Source organism: Spirosoma fluminis (assembly GCF_054778895.1).
Map to the genome: position 1 here is coordinate 148,444 of NZ_BAAGZD010000006.1, position 14,439 is coordinate 162,882.

At 50.5% G+C, this 14,439-nt stretch carries 14 protein-coding genes; 10 read left to right on the forward strand and 4 right to left on the reverse strand.

Translation table 11 applies throughout. The annotated features are described in order from the left end of the window. Positions 1-4 precede the first annotated feature (4 nt). Both recJ and lptB read left to right on the forward strand, forming a co-directional pair. The gene (gene recJ / locus ACYVBJ_RS11295; RefSeq protein ID WP_460982407.1) at positions 5-1,750 is read left to right on the forward strand and encodes a single-stranded-DNA-specific exonuclease RecJ; all 1,746 of its coding nucleotides are present in this window, start codon (positions 5-7) and stop codon (positions 1,748-1,750) included. Positions 1,751-1,794: 44 nt separating this feature from the next. Beyond that, on the forward strand, positions 1,795-2,526 hold the full coding sequence (gene lptB, locus ACYVBJ_RS11300; protein WP_460982408.1) for an LPS export ABC transporter ATP-binding protein: 732 nt from the start codon (positions 1,795-1,797) through the stop codon (positions 2,524-2,526). A 51-nt stretch (positions 2,527-2,577) separates the two neighbouring features. Here the strand turns inward: lptB and recO are convergent, their stop codons facing one another. Continuing rightward, the gene (gene recO / locus ACYVBJ_RS11305; RefSeq protein ID WP_460982409.1) at positions 2,578-3,270 is read right to left on the reverse strand and encodes a DNA repair protein RecO; all 693 of its coding nucleotides are present in this window, start codon (positions 3,268-3,270) and stop codon (positions 2,578-2,580) included. A 92-nt stretch (positions 3,271-3,362) separates the two neighbouring features. Here recO and ACYVBJ_RS11310 point away from each other — a divergent pair, with 92 nt between their 5' ends. Next, the gene (locus tag ACYVBJ_RS11310; protein WP_460982410.1) at positions 3,363-4,199 is read left to right on the forward strand and encodes a fumarylacetoacetate hydrolase family protein; all 837 of its coding nucleotides are present in this window, start codon (positions 3,363-3,365) and stop codon (positions 4,197-4,199) included. Between the two features lie 74 nt (positions 4,200-4,273). Here ACYVBJ_RS11310 and ACYVBJ_RS11315 read toward each other — a convergent pair whose 3' ends face one another. Both ACYVBJ_RS11315 and ACYVBJ_RS11320 read right to left on the reverse strand, forming a co-directional pair. After that, a complete protein-coding gene (locus ACYVBJ_RS11315; RefSeq protein ID WP_460982411.1) occupies positions 4,274-5,401 on the reverse strand; it encodes a 5-(carboxyamino)imidazole ribonucleotide synthase in 1,128 nt (375 codons plus the stop codon). Between the two features lie 96 nt (positions 5,402-5,497). Continuing rightward, the gene (locus ACYVBJ_RS11320) at positions 5,498-6,199 is read right to left on the reverse strand and encodes a head GIN domain-containing protein (protein ID WP_460982412.1); all 702 of its coding nucleotides are present in this window, start codon (positions 6,197-6,199) and stop codon (positions 5,498-5,500) included. A 216-nt stretch (positions 6,200-6,415) separates the two neighbouring features. Between ACYVBJ_RS11320 and ACYVBJ_RS11325 the strand changes: the two genes are divergently transcribed. Next, positions 6,416-7,108 carry an ABC transporter ATP-binding protein gene (locus ACYVBJ_RS11325; RefSeq protein ID WP_460982413.1) on the forward strand — a complete coding sequence of 231 codons (693 nt, stop codon included), beginning with the start codon at positions 6,416-6,418 and terminating at the stop codon, positions 7,106-7,108. Here the strand turns inward: ACYVBJ_RS11325 and ACYVBJ_RS11330 are convergent. Next, positions 7,105-7,911 carry an aminotransferase class IV gene (locus ACYVBJ_RS11330; RefSeq protein WP_460982414.1) on the reverse strand — a complete coding sequence of 269 codons (807 nt, stop codon included), beginning with the start codon at positions 7,909-7,911 and terminating at the stop codon, positions 7,105-7,107. The two genes, ACYVBJ_RS11325 and ACYVBJ_RS11330, sit on opposite strands and share 4 nt — an antisense overlap. 76 nt (positions 7,912-7,987) lie before the next feature. On the opposite strand from ACYVBJ_RS11330, the gene ACYVBJ_RS11335 reads away from it, so the two are divergent. The 6 genes from ACYVBJ_RS11335 (at position 7,988) to ACYVBJ_RS11360 (ending at position 14,396) form a co-directional block, all read left to right on the forward strand. Then, positions 7,988-9,505, forward strand: a complete 1,518-nt coding sequence (locus ACYVBJ_RS11335) for a TolC family protein (protein WP_460982415.1) — start codon at positions 7,988-7,990, stop codon at positions 9,503-9,505. A gap of 96 nt (positions 9,506-9,601) precedes the next feature. Beyond that, positions 9,602-11,017, forward strand: a complete 1,416-nt coding sequence (locus ACYVBJ_RS11340; protein ID WP_460982416.1) for an efflux RND transporter periplasmic adaptor subunit — start codon at positions 9,602-9,604, stop codon at positions 11,015-11,017. A gap of 161 nt (positions 11,018-11,178) precedes the next feature. After that, complete coding sequence (locus tag ACYVBJ_RS11345) at positions 11,179-12,213, forward strand: Gfo/Idh/MocA family protein (protein ID WP_460982417.1); 1,035 nt, start codon at positions 11,179-11,181, stop codon at positions 12,211-12,213. A 138-nt stretch (positions 12,214-12,351) separates the two neighbouring features. Then, entirely contained in the window at positions 12,352-13,359 is a 1,008-nt protein-coding gene (locus ACYVBJ_RS11350; RefSeq protein ID WP_460982418.1) for an NAD(P)H-dependent glycerol-3-phosphate dehydrogenase, read from the forward strand. Positions 13,360-13,478: 119 nt separating this feature from the next. Next, on the forward strand, positions 13,479-13,796 hold the full coding sequence (locus ACYVBJ_RS11355; RefSeq protein WP_460982419.1) for a hypothetical protein: 318 nt from the start codon (positions 13,479-13,481) through the stop codon (positions 13,794-13,796). A gap of 12 nt (positions 13,797-13,808) precedes the next feature. After that, positions 13,809-14,396 carry an RNA polymerase sigma factor gene (locus ACYVBJ_RS11360; protein WP_460982420.1) on the forward strand — a complete coding sequence of 196 codons (588 nt, stop codon included), beginning with the start codon at positions 13,809-13,811 and terminating at the stop codon, positions 14,394-14,396. Positions 14,397-14,439: the final 43 nt, after the last annotated feature.

The window sequence follows — 14,439 nt, forward strand, 5'->3', positions numbered from 1 at the left end:
AAGTATGATAGCCCAACCGACACCTTCCCTAAGACGATGGATCACCAAACCTTTCCCCGAATCAGCGGAGCAGCGAACTGCTATCGAATCATTAACGCATTTACTTAATATAAGCCCATTCCTGGCTGCTTTGTTAGTTCAACGGGGTATTCATTCCTTTGAAGAAGCCCGGGCGTTTTTCCGGCCTGAAATCGGTCATCTGCATCCGCCGTTCCGGATGAAAGACATGGACCGGGCCATCGAGCGCCTGAAACGGGCCATGAATCCAGATCAGGAAGAAAAAATTCTTATCTATGGGGACTATGATGTAGACGGAACAACCTCGGTAGCGCTGGTATATGGCTTTCTGAAGAACTATCACGCAAAAATAGATTATTATATACCCGACCGTTATAAGGAAGGATACGGAATTTCAACGCAGGGTATTCAGTGGGCTGCCGAAAATGGCTTTACGTTAATTATCGCTCTCGACTGTGGAATTAAATCGATTGAGCGGGTAGCCGAAGCTAAAGCGCTTGGGGTTGATTTTATCATCTGTGATCACCACCGTCCGGGGGCGGAGCTGCCGGATGCCGCGGCTGTCCTTGACCCAAAACGTGAAGATTGTCAGTACCCATACAAAGAATTGAGCGGTTGTGGTGTAGGCTTTAAATTGCTACAGGCTTTCTGCCACCAGGCTAATATTCCGCTGGATAATTTATACCCGTACCTCGATCTGGTTGCGGTCAGCATTGCGTCGGACATTGTGCCGATCACGGGCGAAAACCGGATTATGGCGCATTATGGGTTAAAATACCTTAACGCGACCCCCCGAACCGGTTTAAAGGCGTTGATCAAGGTAGCGGGCTTTAAGAACGAGCTGGACATTACGAACGTAGTGTTTGGACTAGGACCCCGAATCAATGCTGCCGGACGAATTCAGCACGCAAAAGCCGCCGTGCAGTTGCTGTTGGCTGAGTCGGAAGAAGAGGCCGACAATTTTGCCATGGCGATCAACAAGCACAACAACAGCCGCCGGGAGTTTGATAGCAGCATTACTGAACAGGCCCTGGCCATGATTCGTCAAAATGAGGCAATGGTTCAGGCAAAAACAACCGTGTTGTACGATGCAACCTGGCATAAAGGCGTAATCGGTATTGTGGCGTCGCGCTGCATTGAGCATTTTCACCGTCCAACCATTATTCTGACTCAGTCGCACGATAAAGCTGCCGGGTCAGCCCGGTCGGTACCGGGTTTTGACGTGTACGAAGCGATCGAAGAGTGCGCTGAACTGCTGGAGCAATTCGGCGGTCACACCTTCGCGGCTGGCATGACTATGCCGGTTGATAACATCGACGCGTTCCGGCAGAAATTTGAAGAAGTTGTTGCCCGGAAAATCAAGGAAGAACACCTGACACCGCTGGTAGACATTGACCTGCCCCTGGATTTCAGCGAAATCAACGACAAGCTCGTTCGGATTGTGAAACAAATGGGGCCGTTCGGGCCACATAACATGCAGCCAGTCTTTATGACGGAGGATGTGTATCTGGCAAACGAGCCGATCATCATGAAGGAAAAGCACCTGAAAATCAGCGTGCACCAACGGAGAACCGGCCATACGCTAACTGCCGTCGGGTTCGGCATGGCGCACTTTGCCGATCAGCTTCGGTCTGGACAGCCTTTCTCCATTTGCTACCAAATCGAACAGAATTTCTTTAATGGAAATATGTCGCTACAATTAATGTTAAAAGATATTAAATGCGGCAATTAGTCAGCAGTCGGTTGTGTTAGACTGGTGATTGACTTACAGAACGAATGATTCTCAGAACGGAAAACCTAATCAAAAAATACGGCTCACGACTCGTCAATAACAACGTATCATATCAGGTTGCACAAGGCGAAATTGTGGGGCTGCTGGGGCCAAACGGAGCAGGAAAAACGACCTCGTTTTACATGGCGGTTGGTCTGGTCAAGCCTAATAGCGGTAAGGTATTCATCGACGATATCGACGTAACCGATCTGCCGATGTACAAACGGGCGCGGTTAGGGTTAGGCTATCTGGCGCAGGAAGCCTCCGTGTTTCGCGATTTATCCGTGGAAGAGAACGTACTGGCGGTGCTCGAAATGACGGATATGCCGAAGGCAGACCGGAAAGAGAAGGTTCAGGAGTTGCTGGAGGAGTTTAGCCTGACGCACGTCCGCAAGAGCAAGGGGAAAGTGTTGTCAGGTGGTGAGCGTCGACGTACCGAAATCGCTCGGGCGCTGGCTGTCGACCCTAAATTCATTCTGCTCGATGAACCGTTCGCCGGTGTGGACCCGATTGCCGTTGAGGACATTCAGAGCATTGTCGCCAAGCTGAAGCATAAGAACATTGGCATTCTGATCACCGATCACAACGTAAACGAAACGCTGTCGATCACCGACCGGGCGTATCTGTTGTTCGAAGGAAAAATCCTGAAACAGGGCACGGCCGAAGAGCTAGCCAGTGACGAGCAGGTCCGGCGGTTGTATTTAGGTCAGAACTTCGAGCTGAAACGGAAGGTCTAGAAGGGATACACATCAGCAAAATCTTATCAAGTCGAAATCTTCAGACTTATCTTACCCCAATACTTCACGTAACACGGGCAGCGATTTCACTTCGCCGATCGAGTCAATGTGAATTTGATAATACGCCACCAGCGCGTCGAGTAGTTCGTTGCGGGCGGAACGTGCCAGCTTGATGGGTGTGCCAAACGGTTGCCGAAGCATGGTGTTCAAGGCTGTTTCCATCTCATCATCGGGCAGAAACGGGTACGAGTTCTCACGGAGTTGGTTCTCGAACTCACGGGCCGTCTCGGGACCAAACCCCAGAAAGAACGACAGTTTCAGGAGAAACGCCAGGTGAAAGTTTTCGTAGTTGGTTTGCGCTTCTTCCAGAAACAAGACCGAGTCGATCAGAAAGCGGTACAGAATTGGGCTGCTGGCTTCTTCTTTCAGCACTTTGTTCAGAATATCCGTCACGAAAATGGCGATGGTCGACTTGCTTACCTCGAACGGCAGACTCTGAAACGGATGGTTCGTTTTCACTTCTGAAAGTCGATGCAGATCCCGGTCGTTTTTGTAATAAACGACCATTTCCAGCAAGGTCAGCGGTTGAAATAGCGCAATTCGGTTGCTTTTGCTCTTGGCGCTCCGAACGCCGTTAACAATGTAGCTTTGCAGGCCGAACTCTTCGGTATAAGCGCGGGCAATAATGGATGTTTCGCGGTAACGGATATAGCTGAGGGCAATACCCCTGGTTTTTTGCAGCATCGTAACGAGGTAGTGAATTACCTAAGATAACGCTTTTTGTCCAGAAAAGTCGTCGCTTTACTCTATAATTGCCGTCAAATCCTTAGTCATTTATGAAACTGTACAAAACCAGCGCTGGCTTCATTGTCGAATCTAATAATCAGTATTACCCGGTTCAGGCGACCGATTGGGACCAACTCGTCAATCAGGACAATTTACACGAAGTATTAACACAAGCGATTGCAGCCTCCAGTGCATTGGAGGAAGGTGCCAATCCGATAGCTCAGGGCTTACAGGCCCCTATTGGCCGACAGGAAGTCTGGGCGTCGGGCGTTACGTACCTGCGCAGCCGCAATGCGCGTATGGAAGAATCAAAGAAATCAGGGGGCGATAACTTTTACGATCGTGTTTATGATGCCGAGCGTCCGGAGTTGTTTTTTAAGGCTACACCCGAACGAGTAGTCGCACCCGGAGCGGCTGTTCGAATTCGTCAGGATTCGACCTGGAACGTACCAGAGCCCGAATTAACCCTGTTGATTACGTCGTCGGGCAGGATTGTCGGCTACACCTGCGGCAACGACATGAGTTCGCGAAGCATTGAAGGCGAAAACCCCTTGTACCTACCCCAGGCCAAAACGTACGACGGTAGCGCTGCGCTTGGACCATGCCTCTACGTACCGGAAGCCCCGATTAGCCCGGACACGCAAATACAACTGGAAATTAGTCGTGACGGCGAGGCTGCCTTTACCCAAAGCATTGCCATCAGTCAGATGAAGCGTCAGCATACGGAACTCGTATCGTTCCTGTTCCGCGAATGCTCATTTCCGAACGGCTGCTACTTGATGACGGGTACGGGTATTGTGCCGCCTGATGACTTTACGCTTCAGTCAGGAGACGTTGTCCGAATTACGATCGACAGAATTGGTACGCTGGAGAACCCGGTTGCTTAAGGAGTCATTTTACAAAACAGGCTGACGAATGGCCCTTGGGGGAATGTTCGTCAGCCTGTTTGTTTAACCAACCGTTACGTCGAGATTATCCGAATCCCGGCTTTTACGTCTGCTACCTTTTCGCGCAGTGCGTCCATCGTCGCGTCCATCACCGTTACGTGTCCCATCTTGCGAAAGGGCTTGGTAATCGCTTTGCCGTAGAAGAACGGAAATACACCCTGCATGGCCAGTAACGTCTCTAATCCTTCATAGACTGCCGGGCCGGTGTGACCGTCTTCGCCCAGGAGGTTTACCATAGCGGCAGGCTGATAACTAGTCGTGTCGCCGAGTGGATAATTCAGGATCGCTCGCCAGTGCTGCTCAAACTGGGACGTTACGTTAGCCCGCATGGTATGGTGACCACTATTGTGGGGGCGCGGTGCCACTTCGTTAATCAGTACGTTGCCCGATTTATCCAGAAACAACTCAACCGCCAGCAAGCCTACAATGTCAAACGCTTCGGCAGTACGGCGGGCAATGTCCTGCGTGTGATTGTTAATCTCGTCAGAAATTTCGGCGGGGGCAAACAGGTATTCCACCAGATTGAGTTCAGGATGAAACACCATTTCTACCGTCGGGAAGGTCTGGATTTCACCACGCTCGTTACGCGCGACGATAACAGCCAACTCTTTTTCGAAGTCGACGGCTTTTTCCAGAACGCCCGGTGCATCGAACGCTTTATCCACGTCAGCGGCAGAAGCAATGCGCTGAACGCCCCGGCCGTCGTAGCCGTCGCGGCCGAGTTTGTGAAATGCTGGTAAAAAGTCGGTATGCTGCCCTACGTCGGCGCGGTTGTCCGTCAGGATAAAGTCGGCCGTTGGTAAATTATGGTCCCGGTAGAATTGTTTTTGAAGCCGTTTGTCCTGAATTGTGCGGATCACCGACGGCTGCGGAAAGACCCGTTTGCCTTCCCGTTCGAGCGCTTCGAGCGCATCGACATTGACCCGCTCAATTTCGATAGTCAGCACATCAACCGTTTGCCCGAATTGATAAACGGTGTCATAATCGGTGAGTGAGCCTTGCGTAAACTGCGTGCAGAGGTGGCGGCAGGGAGCTTCCGCGTCAGCGTCGAGGATATGTACCCGAAGGTTCCAGTCGATAGCGGCTTGCAGGAGCATAAGGCCAAGCTGCCCGCCACCGAGAATGCCAATTGTAGGTGTCAAAAGAGCGAAAGACCGGTTCGCCGGTACGAAAAAACGTGAAAGAATAAGCAAAGTTATCCATTCACGCTGTTGCTCTCTCGCTCTCTCGCTCTTTTTCTAGTTCCGCTTCGAAATATCCGAGCCGCCCGATTCGCTTTTGGCGAGCACCTTGGCTGGGCCGTAGTAATAAATATCTGAACCACCCGAGGCTTTCATACTCAGCTCTTTGGTCGCGTTTACGTAGACATCTGAACCGCCCGACGAGTTCGCGTTGCAAATCTCGGCGGTTAGTTTCCGCGCATCCAGGTCAGCTCCACCTGATCCGCTCGCGTTTAACGTACGGGCCGTTCCCTGTAAAATGGCATCAGCTCCCCCCGAAGCCGACACATTGAGCTCATCGGCCTGTAGGTCTAGCTTTACGTCCGAACCGCCCGATGCTTCAAGGTTCAGATTGTTGAAGGTCAGTTTGTTCTGTCCAAATACGTCGGCTCCACCCGTGGCTTGCAGATTACTTAACTGCTTAAAGGTCAGGTAAGCTTTTACGTACCGGTCTTTACCGAAATTCATTCCCCAATTCGTGCCTTTCCGGTCGATGTACAGGCGCAGTACGCCGTTTTTGACTTCTGATTTAACGTCCTCTTCCTCAACTCCTTTCACCTCTAACGTCAATTTTTCTGAACTTCCCTGGGTCAGATAGACATCAATACCACTGGTAACACTCAGCCCGGTAAAGCCCGAAACGGCCCGGTCTTTTTTCCAGTCGCGGTCAGCGGTCGTAAAGCCGGTCAGCATAACTAGCGCTAAAGCAATTGCTTTCATAATGGAGAAAGGTTTGTTCTGATGTGAAGATGTGAAAAAACAGCGTTACGTTGCATGAGCCGGAAAAAATTATGTCCGGTTTCGAGTGAGCAACTGTCCAGTATCGGACGTAAATTTACCCAATGGCCGAGTAAGCATTTCAAAATCAACTAGTTTTAAATCTGGCACGACACTTGAACCACGCAGTAAAATAGAAAAGACTTAAGATATTCGATTATGATTCAACTTCGCAACGTGTCAAAGTACTATCCTGCCGGGTTTGGCCGGGTTTATGTGTTACGTAACGTCAGCCTTGATATTTCCCAGGGCGAGTTCGTTTCCATCATGGGGCCATCCGGCTCCGGGAAGTCTACACTGCTGCATATTCTTGGTCTGCTCGAAGAACCGTCGGAGGGCGAATACCTGTTTGACGATGCGCCGGTGCAGAAGCTCTCGGAAAAAAGACGTACCGAGCTTCACCGTACCCAGATCGGGTTTGTGTTCCAGGCGTATCACCTGATCGACGAACTGACGGTTTATGAAAACATCGAAACGCCTTTACTCTACAAAGGGCTGAGTGGGTCGGAGCGGAAAAGCCGCGTGGCCGAATTGCTCGATCGCTTTAACATGGTGGCCAAAAAAGACTTGTTTCCGGCTCAGTTATCGGGGGGGCAGCAGCAACTCGTGGGCATCGCCCGCGCCCTGGCGGCCGAGCCTAAAGTCATTTTTGCGGATGAGCCAACCGGAAACCTGCACTCCGATCAGGCCCGCGACATCATGGAACTGTTCCGCGAGCTAAACCAGAAAGATGGGGTAACTATCGTTCAGGTGACGCACTCCGAGATCAATGCTGAATACGGAAATCGTATACTGCGCCTGAAAGATGGCTGGCTGGAGTCCGAAGTGTTAGGCACACAGGTGCAAAGCTAGAGCAAGCTGGTTTCGGTAAACAGCTGCCTGATCTGTTCCCCGAATGCCTTTGTAAACTCGCCCTGGAATAGCTGGATGCCCATCACATTGGCGGCAAAAACAACGTCGGCATTAAGTAACGTATCGGGCAGGAACAAGCCTTCCTGTACGTTCGGGAACGTATTGAGCATCTGCCTCCGGGCAATACCGCCGATGCAGCCGCTCTGGAGTGAAGGCGTGTATAAAGTGTTGTTCGCGATCCAGAACAGGTTCGATGCGATGCATTCGGCCAGGTGGCCCTGCGTATCCAGTAGAATAACGTCGTCGGAGCCTTGTTCCTGCTTATAGAGACCCGCCAGTACGTACGGCAAGGCATTTATGGTTTTAAACGACGAGATCGGGGATGGAGATAAACGAAACGAATTGTAAATAACTACGTTGGTTTGCCCAGTAACCGCAAACGACCGACCGGGTCGGGCCGAAATAAGGAAGTTACCATCGTGATGAGTTGGCGTATACAAACCTCCTGGCCGTCGCCAGACCTGAATTTTGATGCGGGCTGGCTGATCACTCAGTCCGTTCGCGGCAAGAAGCTCCAGAATTAATCGCTTTAGCGTTGACGCATCGACGTCGGCAGGTAGATTCAGTTGGAGCGCCGATAGGCCTTGGGTCAGCCGATCGTAATGATCGGGCCAGAACCACAGCTGGCCACGCTCGTACCGAATCGTTTCGAACAGGCCGTCGCCGTACTGAAACGCTCGATCGCTGGCGTCAATGGTAAATTCGTTCTCGGATAATATATCCGAATTATAAACCAGATTCATGCTTGTTTTGCGCCGTTTATCCTAAAAAGATAGCTGCGCCGAAGGTAAGTTTGTAACATTGAACCATCAAAAAATTATGAGTATGCGAGTTGCGTGGAGACAAAGTCGGCTTGTACTAGCCCTGTTACTTACAACTGGTTTGTCGGGAACATACGCGCAGAACACCAACACCCCGGGCGTTGTCTCGCCGGGTAATCGACCAGCGGCTACTACGAGTGCCTCATCGCGGTTTAACCTACAGCAGTGCATTGATGTCGGTTTGCAAAATAACCTGACAGTACGTCAAAGCCAGGTTCAGCTCGAAAACAGCGAATTGCAGCTACGCCAGTCGAAATTGAACCGCTTACCCAACGTCGGTGGCTTTGCCTCGCAGAACTATAGTTCCGGGTTTAACATCAACCCCGTAACCAACACGTTCGTGGAACGGGGTATTCTGTCGAACAACTTTCAGTTGAATACGCAGATGACCGTCTATAATGGAATGGCGCTGCAAAATACGATCAAGCAAAACGATTATCTCCGGCAGTCAAACCAGCAGGCCCTACAGGCTACCCAAAATAACGTAGCCCTGACGGTGGTGCAGAACTACCTGAACGTATTAACTGCGCAGGAGCAACTAATTGTAGCCCAGCGGCAGCTTGACGTATCGCGCGCCCAGCTCGACCGTACCCAGCGGCTGGTTAACGCGGGGTCGTTGCCCGAAGCGAATCTGTTCGATATCCGGGCGCAGATCGCGAACGATGAACTCGCCATTGTAAATGCGCAGAATACCATCGACCTGGCTAAACTGGCTCTGCTGCAAACCATGAACGTACCGGCTGCCAACGTACCAGGCGTGTTTGAGGTTGAACCCGTTGCCGTGCCAGACCCTAGTGTCGATCCGTATTCAGCAACCAACCAGCAACTTTATGAAACGGCTGAACAGTTTCTGCCAGATGTAAAAGCCGCTGACCTGCGCGTGAAAAGCGATGCATTTGGTGTGCAGGTAGCGCGGGCTAATCTGCTCCCGACCTTAACGCTGAACGCGGGCGTGAGTACCATCTACTCTAACTTCGGGCAGCAACGTCAGATTCCCACCGGGACAACGGTACAGATACCACAAACGATTATTGTAAATGGGGTTCCGCAGCAAATTTTTCTATCTCAGGAAGGGTACAGAACAGAGGACTACTCATTTCCTGAGCAGTTGCGGAACAATATGAATCGGTCAGTCGCCCTGAACCTGCAGATTCCTATTTACAACCGTTCGCTCTCTCGCACGCGGATATTAACGGCTACCCTGCAACGGCAAAATTCAGAAATAGCCGCTGCCAATGCCCGCTTGCAACTCCGTCAGCAGATTGAAACCGCCTACACGAACATGCGGGCCAGTGCTAACCGGTACCGGGCAACGCAGGCACAGGTCGCTCAACTGGAACGGTCGTTTCAGGTGGCAGAAAGCCGGTTCAACGCAGGGGCGCTTAATTCTACGGAATATAACATTGCCAAATCAAACCTTGACCGGGCTCAGGCCAGCTTAGTGCAGTCTAAGTATGATTACGTATTTCGAACCAAACTCTTAGATTTTTACCAGAACAAACCGCTTACTTTCTAATGAATAATGGCGAGTGTATAATGAATAATGCGTAGTGTTCAGAAATGAACTGGCTACCGTTTTACATTTTGCATTATTCATTATACATTTCATGCCATGAAAAAGAAGTCAAACCGTATTTGGTGGATATTGGGTGGGCTAACCGTCCTGCTCGTTGGTGGATTAATTGCGGCTAAGCAAACCGGAATGATCGGTAAGCCTAAGTCTACCGAGGTAGATTTTGCCAGCGTTAAACGCATCGACATCATTGAACGCGTCAGTGCGTCGGGGCGAGTGCAGCCCCAGGTTGAAGTTAAAATCAGTCCGGATGTATCGGGCGAAATCATTGGCCTGTACGTAAACGAGGGCGATCCTGTCAAAGCCGGGCAGCTGCTCTGCCGCATACGCCCCGATAACTATGAGTCATTACTGGCGCGGGCACGGGCAACCGTCAACCAGAGCCGGGCGCAGCTGGAGCAATCGAAAGCGTCTGTATCTCAGTCCAATGCACGCCTGATCCGGGCCAAAGCCGATTACGAACGCACCCGAAAACTGTTTACGGATAAGGTAGTATCGTCGGCCGATCTCGAAACCAGTGAAGCCAATTTCAACGTAGCGAAGCAGGAAGTAGAAGCCGCTCAGGCTAGTGTCCGGGCCGCTCAGTTTAACATTCAGAGCGCCGAGGCTTCCCTGCGTGATGCCACCGAGAACCTGCGCAAAACCACGATCTATTCTCCTGTCAACGGAACCGTATCGAAGCTGAACATTGAATTAGGAGAGCGCGTTGTTGGTACGTCGCAAATGGCCGGTACGGAAATTATGCGTATTGCCAATCTGCAAAACATGGAAGTTCGTGTCAACGTCAACGAAAACGATATTGTTCGGGTTAACATGGGCGATACCGCCGACATCGAAGTGGATTCGTATACGACGGCCGGACGTAAGTTTAAAGGAGTAGTGTATGAAATTGCCAACACGGCGAACGGGCTGACGAGCTCATCCGGAGCCGCTGCAGCTGCGTCACTGTCTTCTGATGCCGTAACAGAGTTTGAAGTAAAAATCAAGATTCTTAACAATTCCTACGCCGATCTGCTGGCTCAGAAGGATAAGAAGGGCTATCCCTTCAAGCCCGGTATGACCGCTTCGGTTGAGGTGCTCACGGATCGAAAAGCTGGCGTAATTGCCGTCCCCATTGCGGCCGTTACTACGCGCGGTGCGGATGCTGAAGCAACCGCTGAAGTAGAAGACAGACCGAATGGTACGGTCGACGAAAAACCCGCCGGTGTACCCGAGAAAAAAGAGAAGCCCAAAGAAATTGTTTTTGTCAATCAGGGCGGTAAAGCCGTGCAGCGGGAAGTGAAAACAGGAATCAGTGACTTTGAAAATATTGAAGTGATTTCTGGATTAAAGCCCGGCGAACAGATCGTATCAGGACCGTTTATTGCCGTATCCAAAAAACTTACGAACGGCGATCTGATTGTAAAGCGTGATCCGGCAAAGGCTAAAAAGAAAGAAGAAAAGGAAGAGGAATAAAGAATTCTGACTTCTGGCAGATAGAAACAGGGCTCGGTAGTATACCTACTGAGCCCTGTTTCTATTTGGTATTCTCGTTTGATTGCGCCTGTTTTGTGCGGGCGAAAATGCAGCTATTTCGACGTAGTAAGCCCTAATCCTGTTAATTAACCGCTCTACTTATGTCTCTATTTCGTGCTGCCATTATAGGCGGTGGCAACATTGCCGATGCCAATCACATTCCAGCTCTGAAACGACTAACCGACCGAGTTGAGATTGTAGCCGTATGCAGTCGGGATCAGGCAAAAGCGCGTTCATTGGCCGATCGGCACGGTATTCCGGACGCGTTTGAGGATGCCGCCGACATGTACCGCCGAAGTCAGCCCGATGTAGTTGTCGTCTGCACGCCGAATAATTTGCATTATCCGTTTACGATGCAGGCGCTGGAAGCAGGCTGCCATGTTTTCTGCGAAAAGCCGCCTGCTATTTCTGCCCATGAAGCCCGCGAAATGGCCGACCTGGCTGCCAGTAAAGGCTTAACCTTAGCGTACAACTTTCAATTGCGGCAGGCACCCGAATGGGCGCTGTTCATGCGTTGTCGTGAACAGGAAATGTTGGGAGACATCTATCACATTAAAGCCAAATTTTTACGTCGACGGGGTATTCCAGGCTGGGGGTATTTTACCAGTAAAATGATGCAGGGTGGCGGAGCGCTCATGGATTTGGGCGTTCATGTCCTCGACCTGGCCCTTTGCGCGTTGGACTATGCTACGCCCACTCAGGTACTGGCCAATACGTATGATTTTATCGGGAAAGCGGGAGGGAAGGGCCTGATGGGTGATTGGGATCCCGCGACTTTTGAGGTAGAGGATGCCTGTACCGCTTATTTATCGTTTCCTACGAAAGCGTCGATTGACTTGTCGGCTTCGTTTGCGCTCAATCAGCAGGCTGATAAGGAGCGGAATCTAGACGTGTTCGGCAGCCGGGCGGGCGTTACGTTGTTTCCCTTCTCACTACATACCGAGCTTGCCGGTGAGCTGGCCGACATCCGTTTTCCGTATTTAGCGGATGAGGACATTCAGTTAAAAAATACGCTGGCGTTCCTGGAAGCCTGCGCGGGTCGCCCGTCGAACGTTTGCACAGCCGATCAGGGAGCGATCTTGATGGAGGTTATCGACCGGATTTATCAGTCGGCTTCAACAAGACAAACAACGTAAAGGTACACGTCAGTACCTATGATTCATTGCTGTAGCGCTGGTTTGGATTCCCTTGTTTCAGTTATCCTCAGGCTAGTAAAACGGCCGGCTCGACTTCCTAACAGTAGCCACCAATTGAAAGACTAGTATGTTTGCTGTATGAAACACTCGAATCAACCTACTCGGCTAACGATGGTGGGGGGCGGAAGCTGGGCAACAGCGCTGATAAAAATTCTGTCCGAAAATAATGTACTCATCAAATGGTGGCTGCGTAAAGAAGCTGATGCGCAGCATATCAAGGCCTATAATCATAACCCGAGTTACCTCAGTGACGTACAGATAAATCCGCGCAAGGTAAAAGTGTGCACAAAAATTCGGGATGCCTTCCGCGACAGTGATTATATTGTACTAGCTGTTCCGGCGGCTTTTGTGTCGGACGCCCTAACGGGAATAAAGCCGGAGCATTTCAGGGATAAGTACGTAGTGTCGGCGATTAAAGGCATGATTCCCGATGCGAACCAGCTGGTTACGGATTGGGTCAGCCAGCAGTACAATGTAGCTGCGGAGCGCATATCGGTTATTGCCGGTCCCTGCCATGCCGAAGAGGTAGCGCTCGAAAAACAATCGTACCTGACCATTGCTTCACAGGATGCGGATTGTGCCGGGGAAGTAGCAGCCCTGTTACGTTGCCGGTTCGTGCAGACAACGCCGGTGGACGATATTTACGGCATTGAATACGCGGCTGTGATGAAAAATATTGTTGCCTTGGCCTGTGGCATTACCCATGGACTGGGCTATGGCGATAATTTCCAGGCTGTACTGGTTTCCAATGCCATGCAGGAGATTCGTCGATTTGTCGACGCACTCTATGCTAAATACCGTGACCTGAGCGGCTCAGCCTATCTGGGCGACCTGCTCGTAACGGCTTATTCACCCTTTAGTCGCAACCGGACGTTTGGTACCCTGATTGGCCGTGGATACACAATCCAGTCGGCTCAGGCCGAAATGAACATGATTGCAGAAGGGTATTACGCCGTAAAAAGTATCTACGAAATCAACCAGCGGTACAAGGTATCCATGCCGATTATCGATGCGGTTTATGCGGTTTTGTACGAACGGGCCGCCCCCATCATTGAGATGAATACGCTGAAAGGGCTGTTAAAATAAACAGAGCAAAACGAAAAGGCCCTTTGATTTATCAAAGGGCCTTCAAACGTTTATAGCGGTGTCGGTAAAATATACCGGCAGTTGTGCCTTAGCTAAATTACTTCGCGCTATCCGACGACATGGTCGAAGCCGAATCGGTAGCCATCGTAGAATCCGTAGCCATCATCGAAGAAGAATCAGATGACATGGTCGTGGTCGAATCGGTCATAGTCGTGCTTTCAGTTTCAGTCTTTTTCGAGCTGCAAGACGTTGCAAGGGCGATCATAGCCATGAAAAAGAAGGCGGATTTCGTGATTGCTTTCATAGTTTTGGAATGTTTTTGTTTACGTGTGATTAATGATTCAATGTCAACGTTAATACTCCATAGGGAGAAAGGTAACCCAACATTTTTTAAATTTTTTTTGGGTTACGTCGATGACGTTTCTGGTATTAAGTAATGACCCAACGCGATGAAGGAAAGTAGGCGACCCGTACTAACAGATAGCGAGTTGCTGGCGGGTTTAGCTGATGGCTCCGACGATGCACTAACCCAACTGTATCGGCGGTATTTCCCGATGGTACTGCATTTTGTTACCAGCAACAGCGGTAGCGAAGATGACGCCAAAGACATATACCAGGAAGCTCTGGTCGTTTTATACGAGAAGGTAAAAAGTGGATCGCTAGAGTTGCATTGCCAGTTGAAAACGTATTTGTATTCGGTTGGCAGGCGCTTGTGGTTGAAGCAATTGGCTCAACGAAGCCGGTTTATGGTGCGGGATATTGAGTTCTCTGCGGAAAACGAAGACGCCATCCGGCAAATTGACGACGATCTGATTGATCACGAAGAGCGCAATCGGCAGTTCGAGTTGATGGCCGATTCGCTTGATCGGCTTGGCGAACCCTGCCGAACGCTGTTAGACGATTTTTACATCCAGCATCTGAGTATGCAGGAAATTACAGAGAAGTTTGGGTATACCAACGCTGACAATGCTAAGACGCAGAAATACAAATGTTTGATGCGGTTGAAGCGATTGTTTTTTTCGGAGTACAAACAATAACGATCACCCGGTTTTGGTCGGCTTAAGCAATCCTTGGGCTTCA

What these genes read in the sequence shown, in the direction of transcription:
- recJ (WP_460982407.1), top strand. Translation starts at nt 5, where the DNA reads ATGATAGCCCAACCGACACCTTCCCTAAGACGATGGATCACCAAACCT.
- lptB (WP_460982408.1), top strand. Translation starts at nt 1,795, where the DNA reads ATGATTCTCAGAACGGAAAACCTAATCAAAAAATACGGCTCACGACTC.
- recO (WP_460982409.1), bottom strand. Translation starts at nt 3,270, where the DNA reads ATGCTGCAAAAAACCAGGGGTATTGCCCTCAGCTATATCCGTTACCGC.
- ACYVBJ_RS11310 (WP_460982410.1), top strand. Translation starts at nt 3,363, where the DNA reads ATGAAACTGTACAAAACCAGCGCTGGCTTCATTGTCGAATCTAATAAT.
- ACYVBJ_RS11320 (WP_460982412.1), bottom strand. Translation starts at nt 6,199, where the DNA reads ATGAAAGCAATTGCTTTAGCGCTAGTTATGCTGACCGGCTTTACGACC.
- ACYVBJ_RS11325 (WP_460982413.1), top strand. Translation starts at nt 6,416, where the DNA reads ATGATTCAACTTCGCAACGTGTCAAAGTACTATCCTGCCGGGTTTGGC.
- ACYVBJ_RS11330 (WP_460982414.1), bottom strand. Translation starts at nt 7,911, where the DNA reads ATGAATCTGGTTTATAATTCGGATATATTATCCGAGAACGAATTTACC.
- ACYVBJ_RS11335 (WP_460982415.1), top strand. Translation starts at nt 7,988, where the DNA reads ATGAGTATGCGAGTTGCGTGGAGACAAAGTCGGCTTGTACTAGCCCTG.
- ACYVBJ_RS11340 (WP_460982416.1), top strand. Translation starts at nt 9,602, where the DNA reads ATGAAAAAGAAGTCAAACCGTATTTGGTGGATATTGGGTGGGCTAACC.
- ACYVBJ_RS11345 (WP_460982417.1), top strand. Translation starts at nt 11,179, where the DNA reads ATGTCTCTATTTCGTGCTGCCATTATAGGCGGTGGCAACATTGCCGAT.
- ACYVBJ_RS11350 (WP_460982418.1), top strand. Translation starts at nt 12,352, where the DNA reads ATGAAACACTCGAATCAACCTACTCGGCTAACGATGGTGGGGGGCGGA.
- ACYVBJ_RS11355 (WP_460982419.1), top strand. Translation starts at nt 13,479, where the DNA reads ATGGTCGAAGCCGAATCGGTAGCCATCGTAGAATCCGTAGCCATCATC.
- ACYVBJ_RS11360 (WP_460982420.1), top strand. Translation starts at nt 13,809, where the DNA reads ATGAAGGAAAGTAGGCGACCCGTACTAACAGATAGCGAGTTGCTGGCG.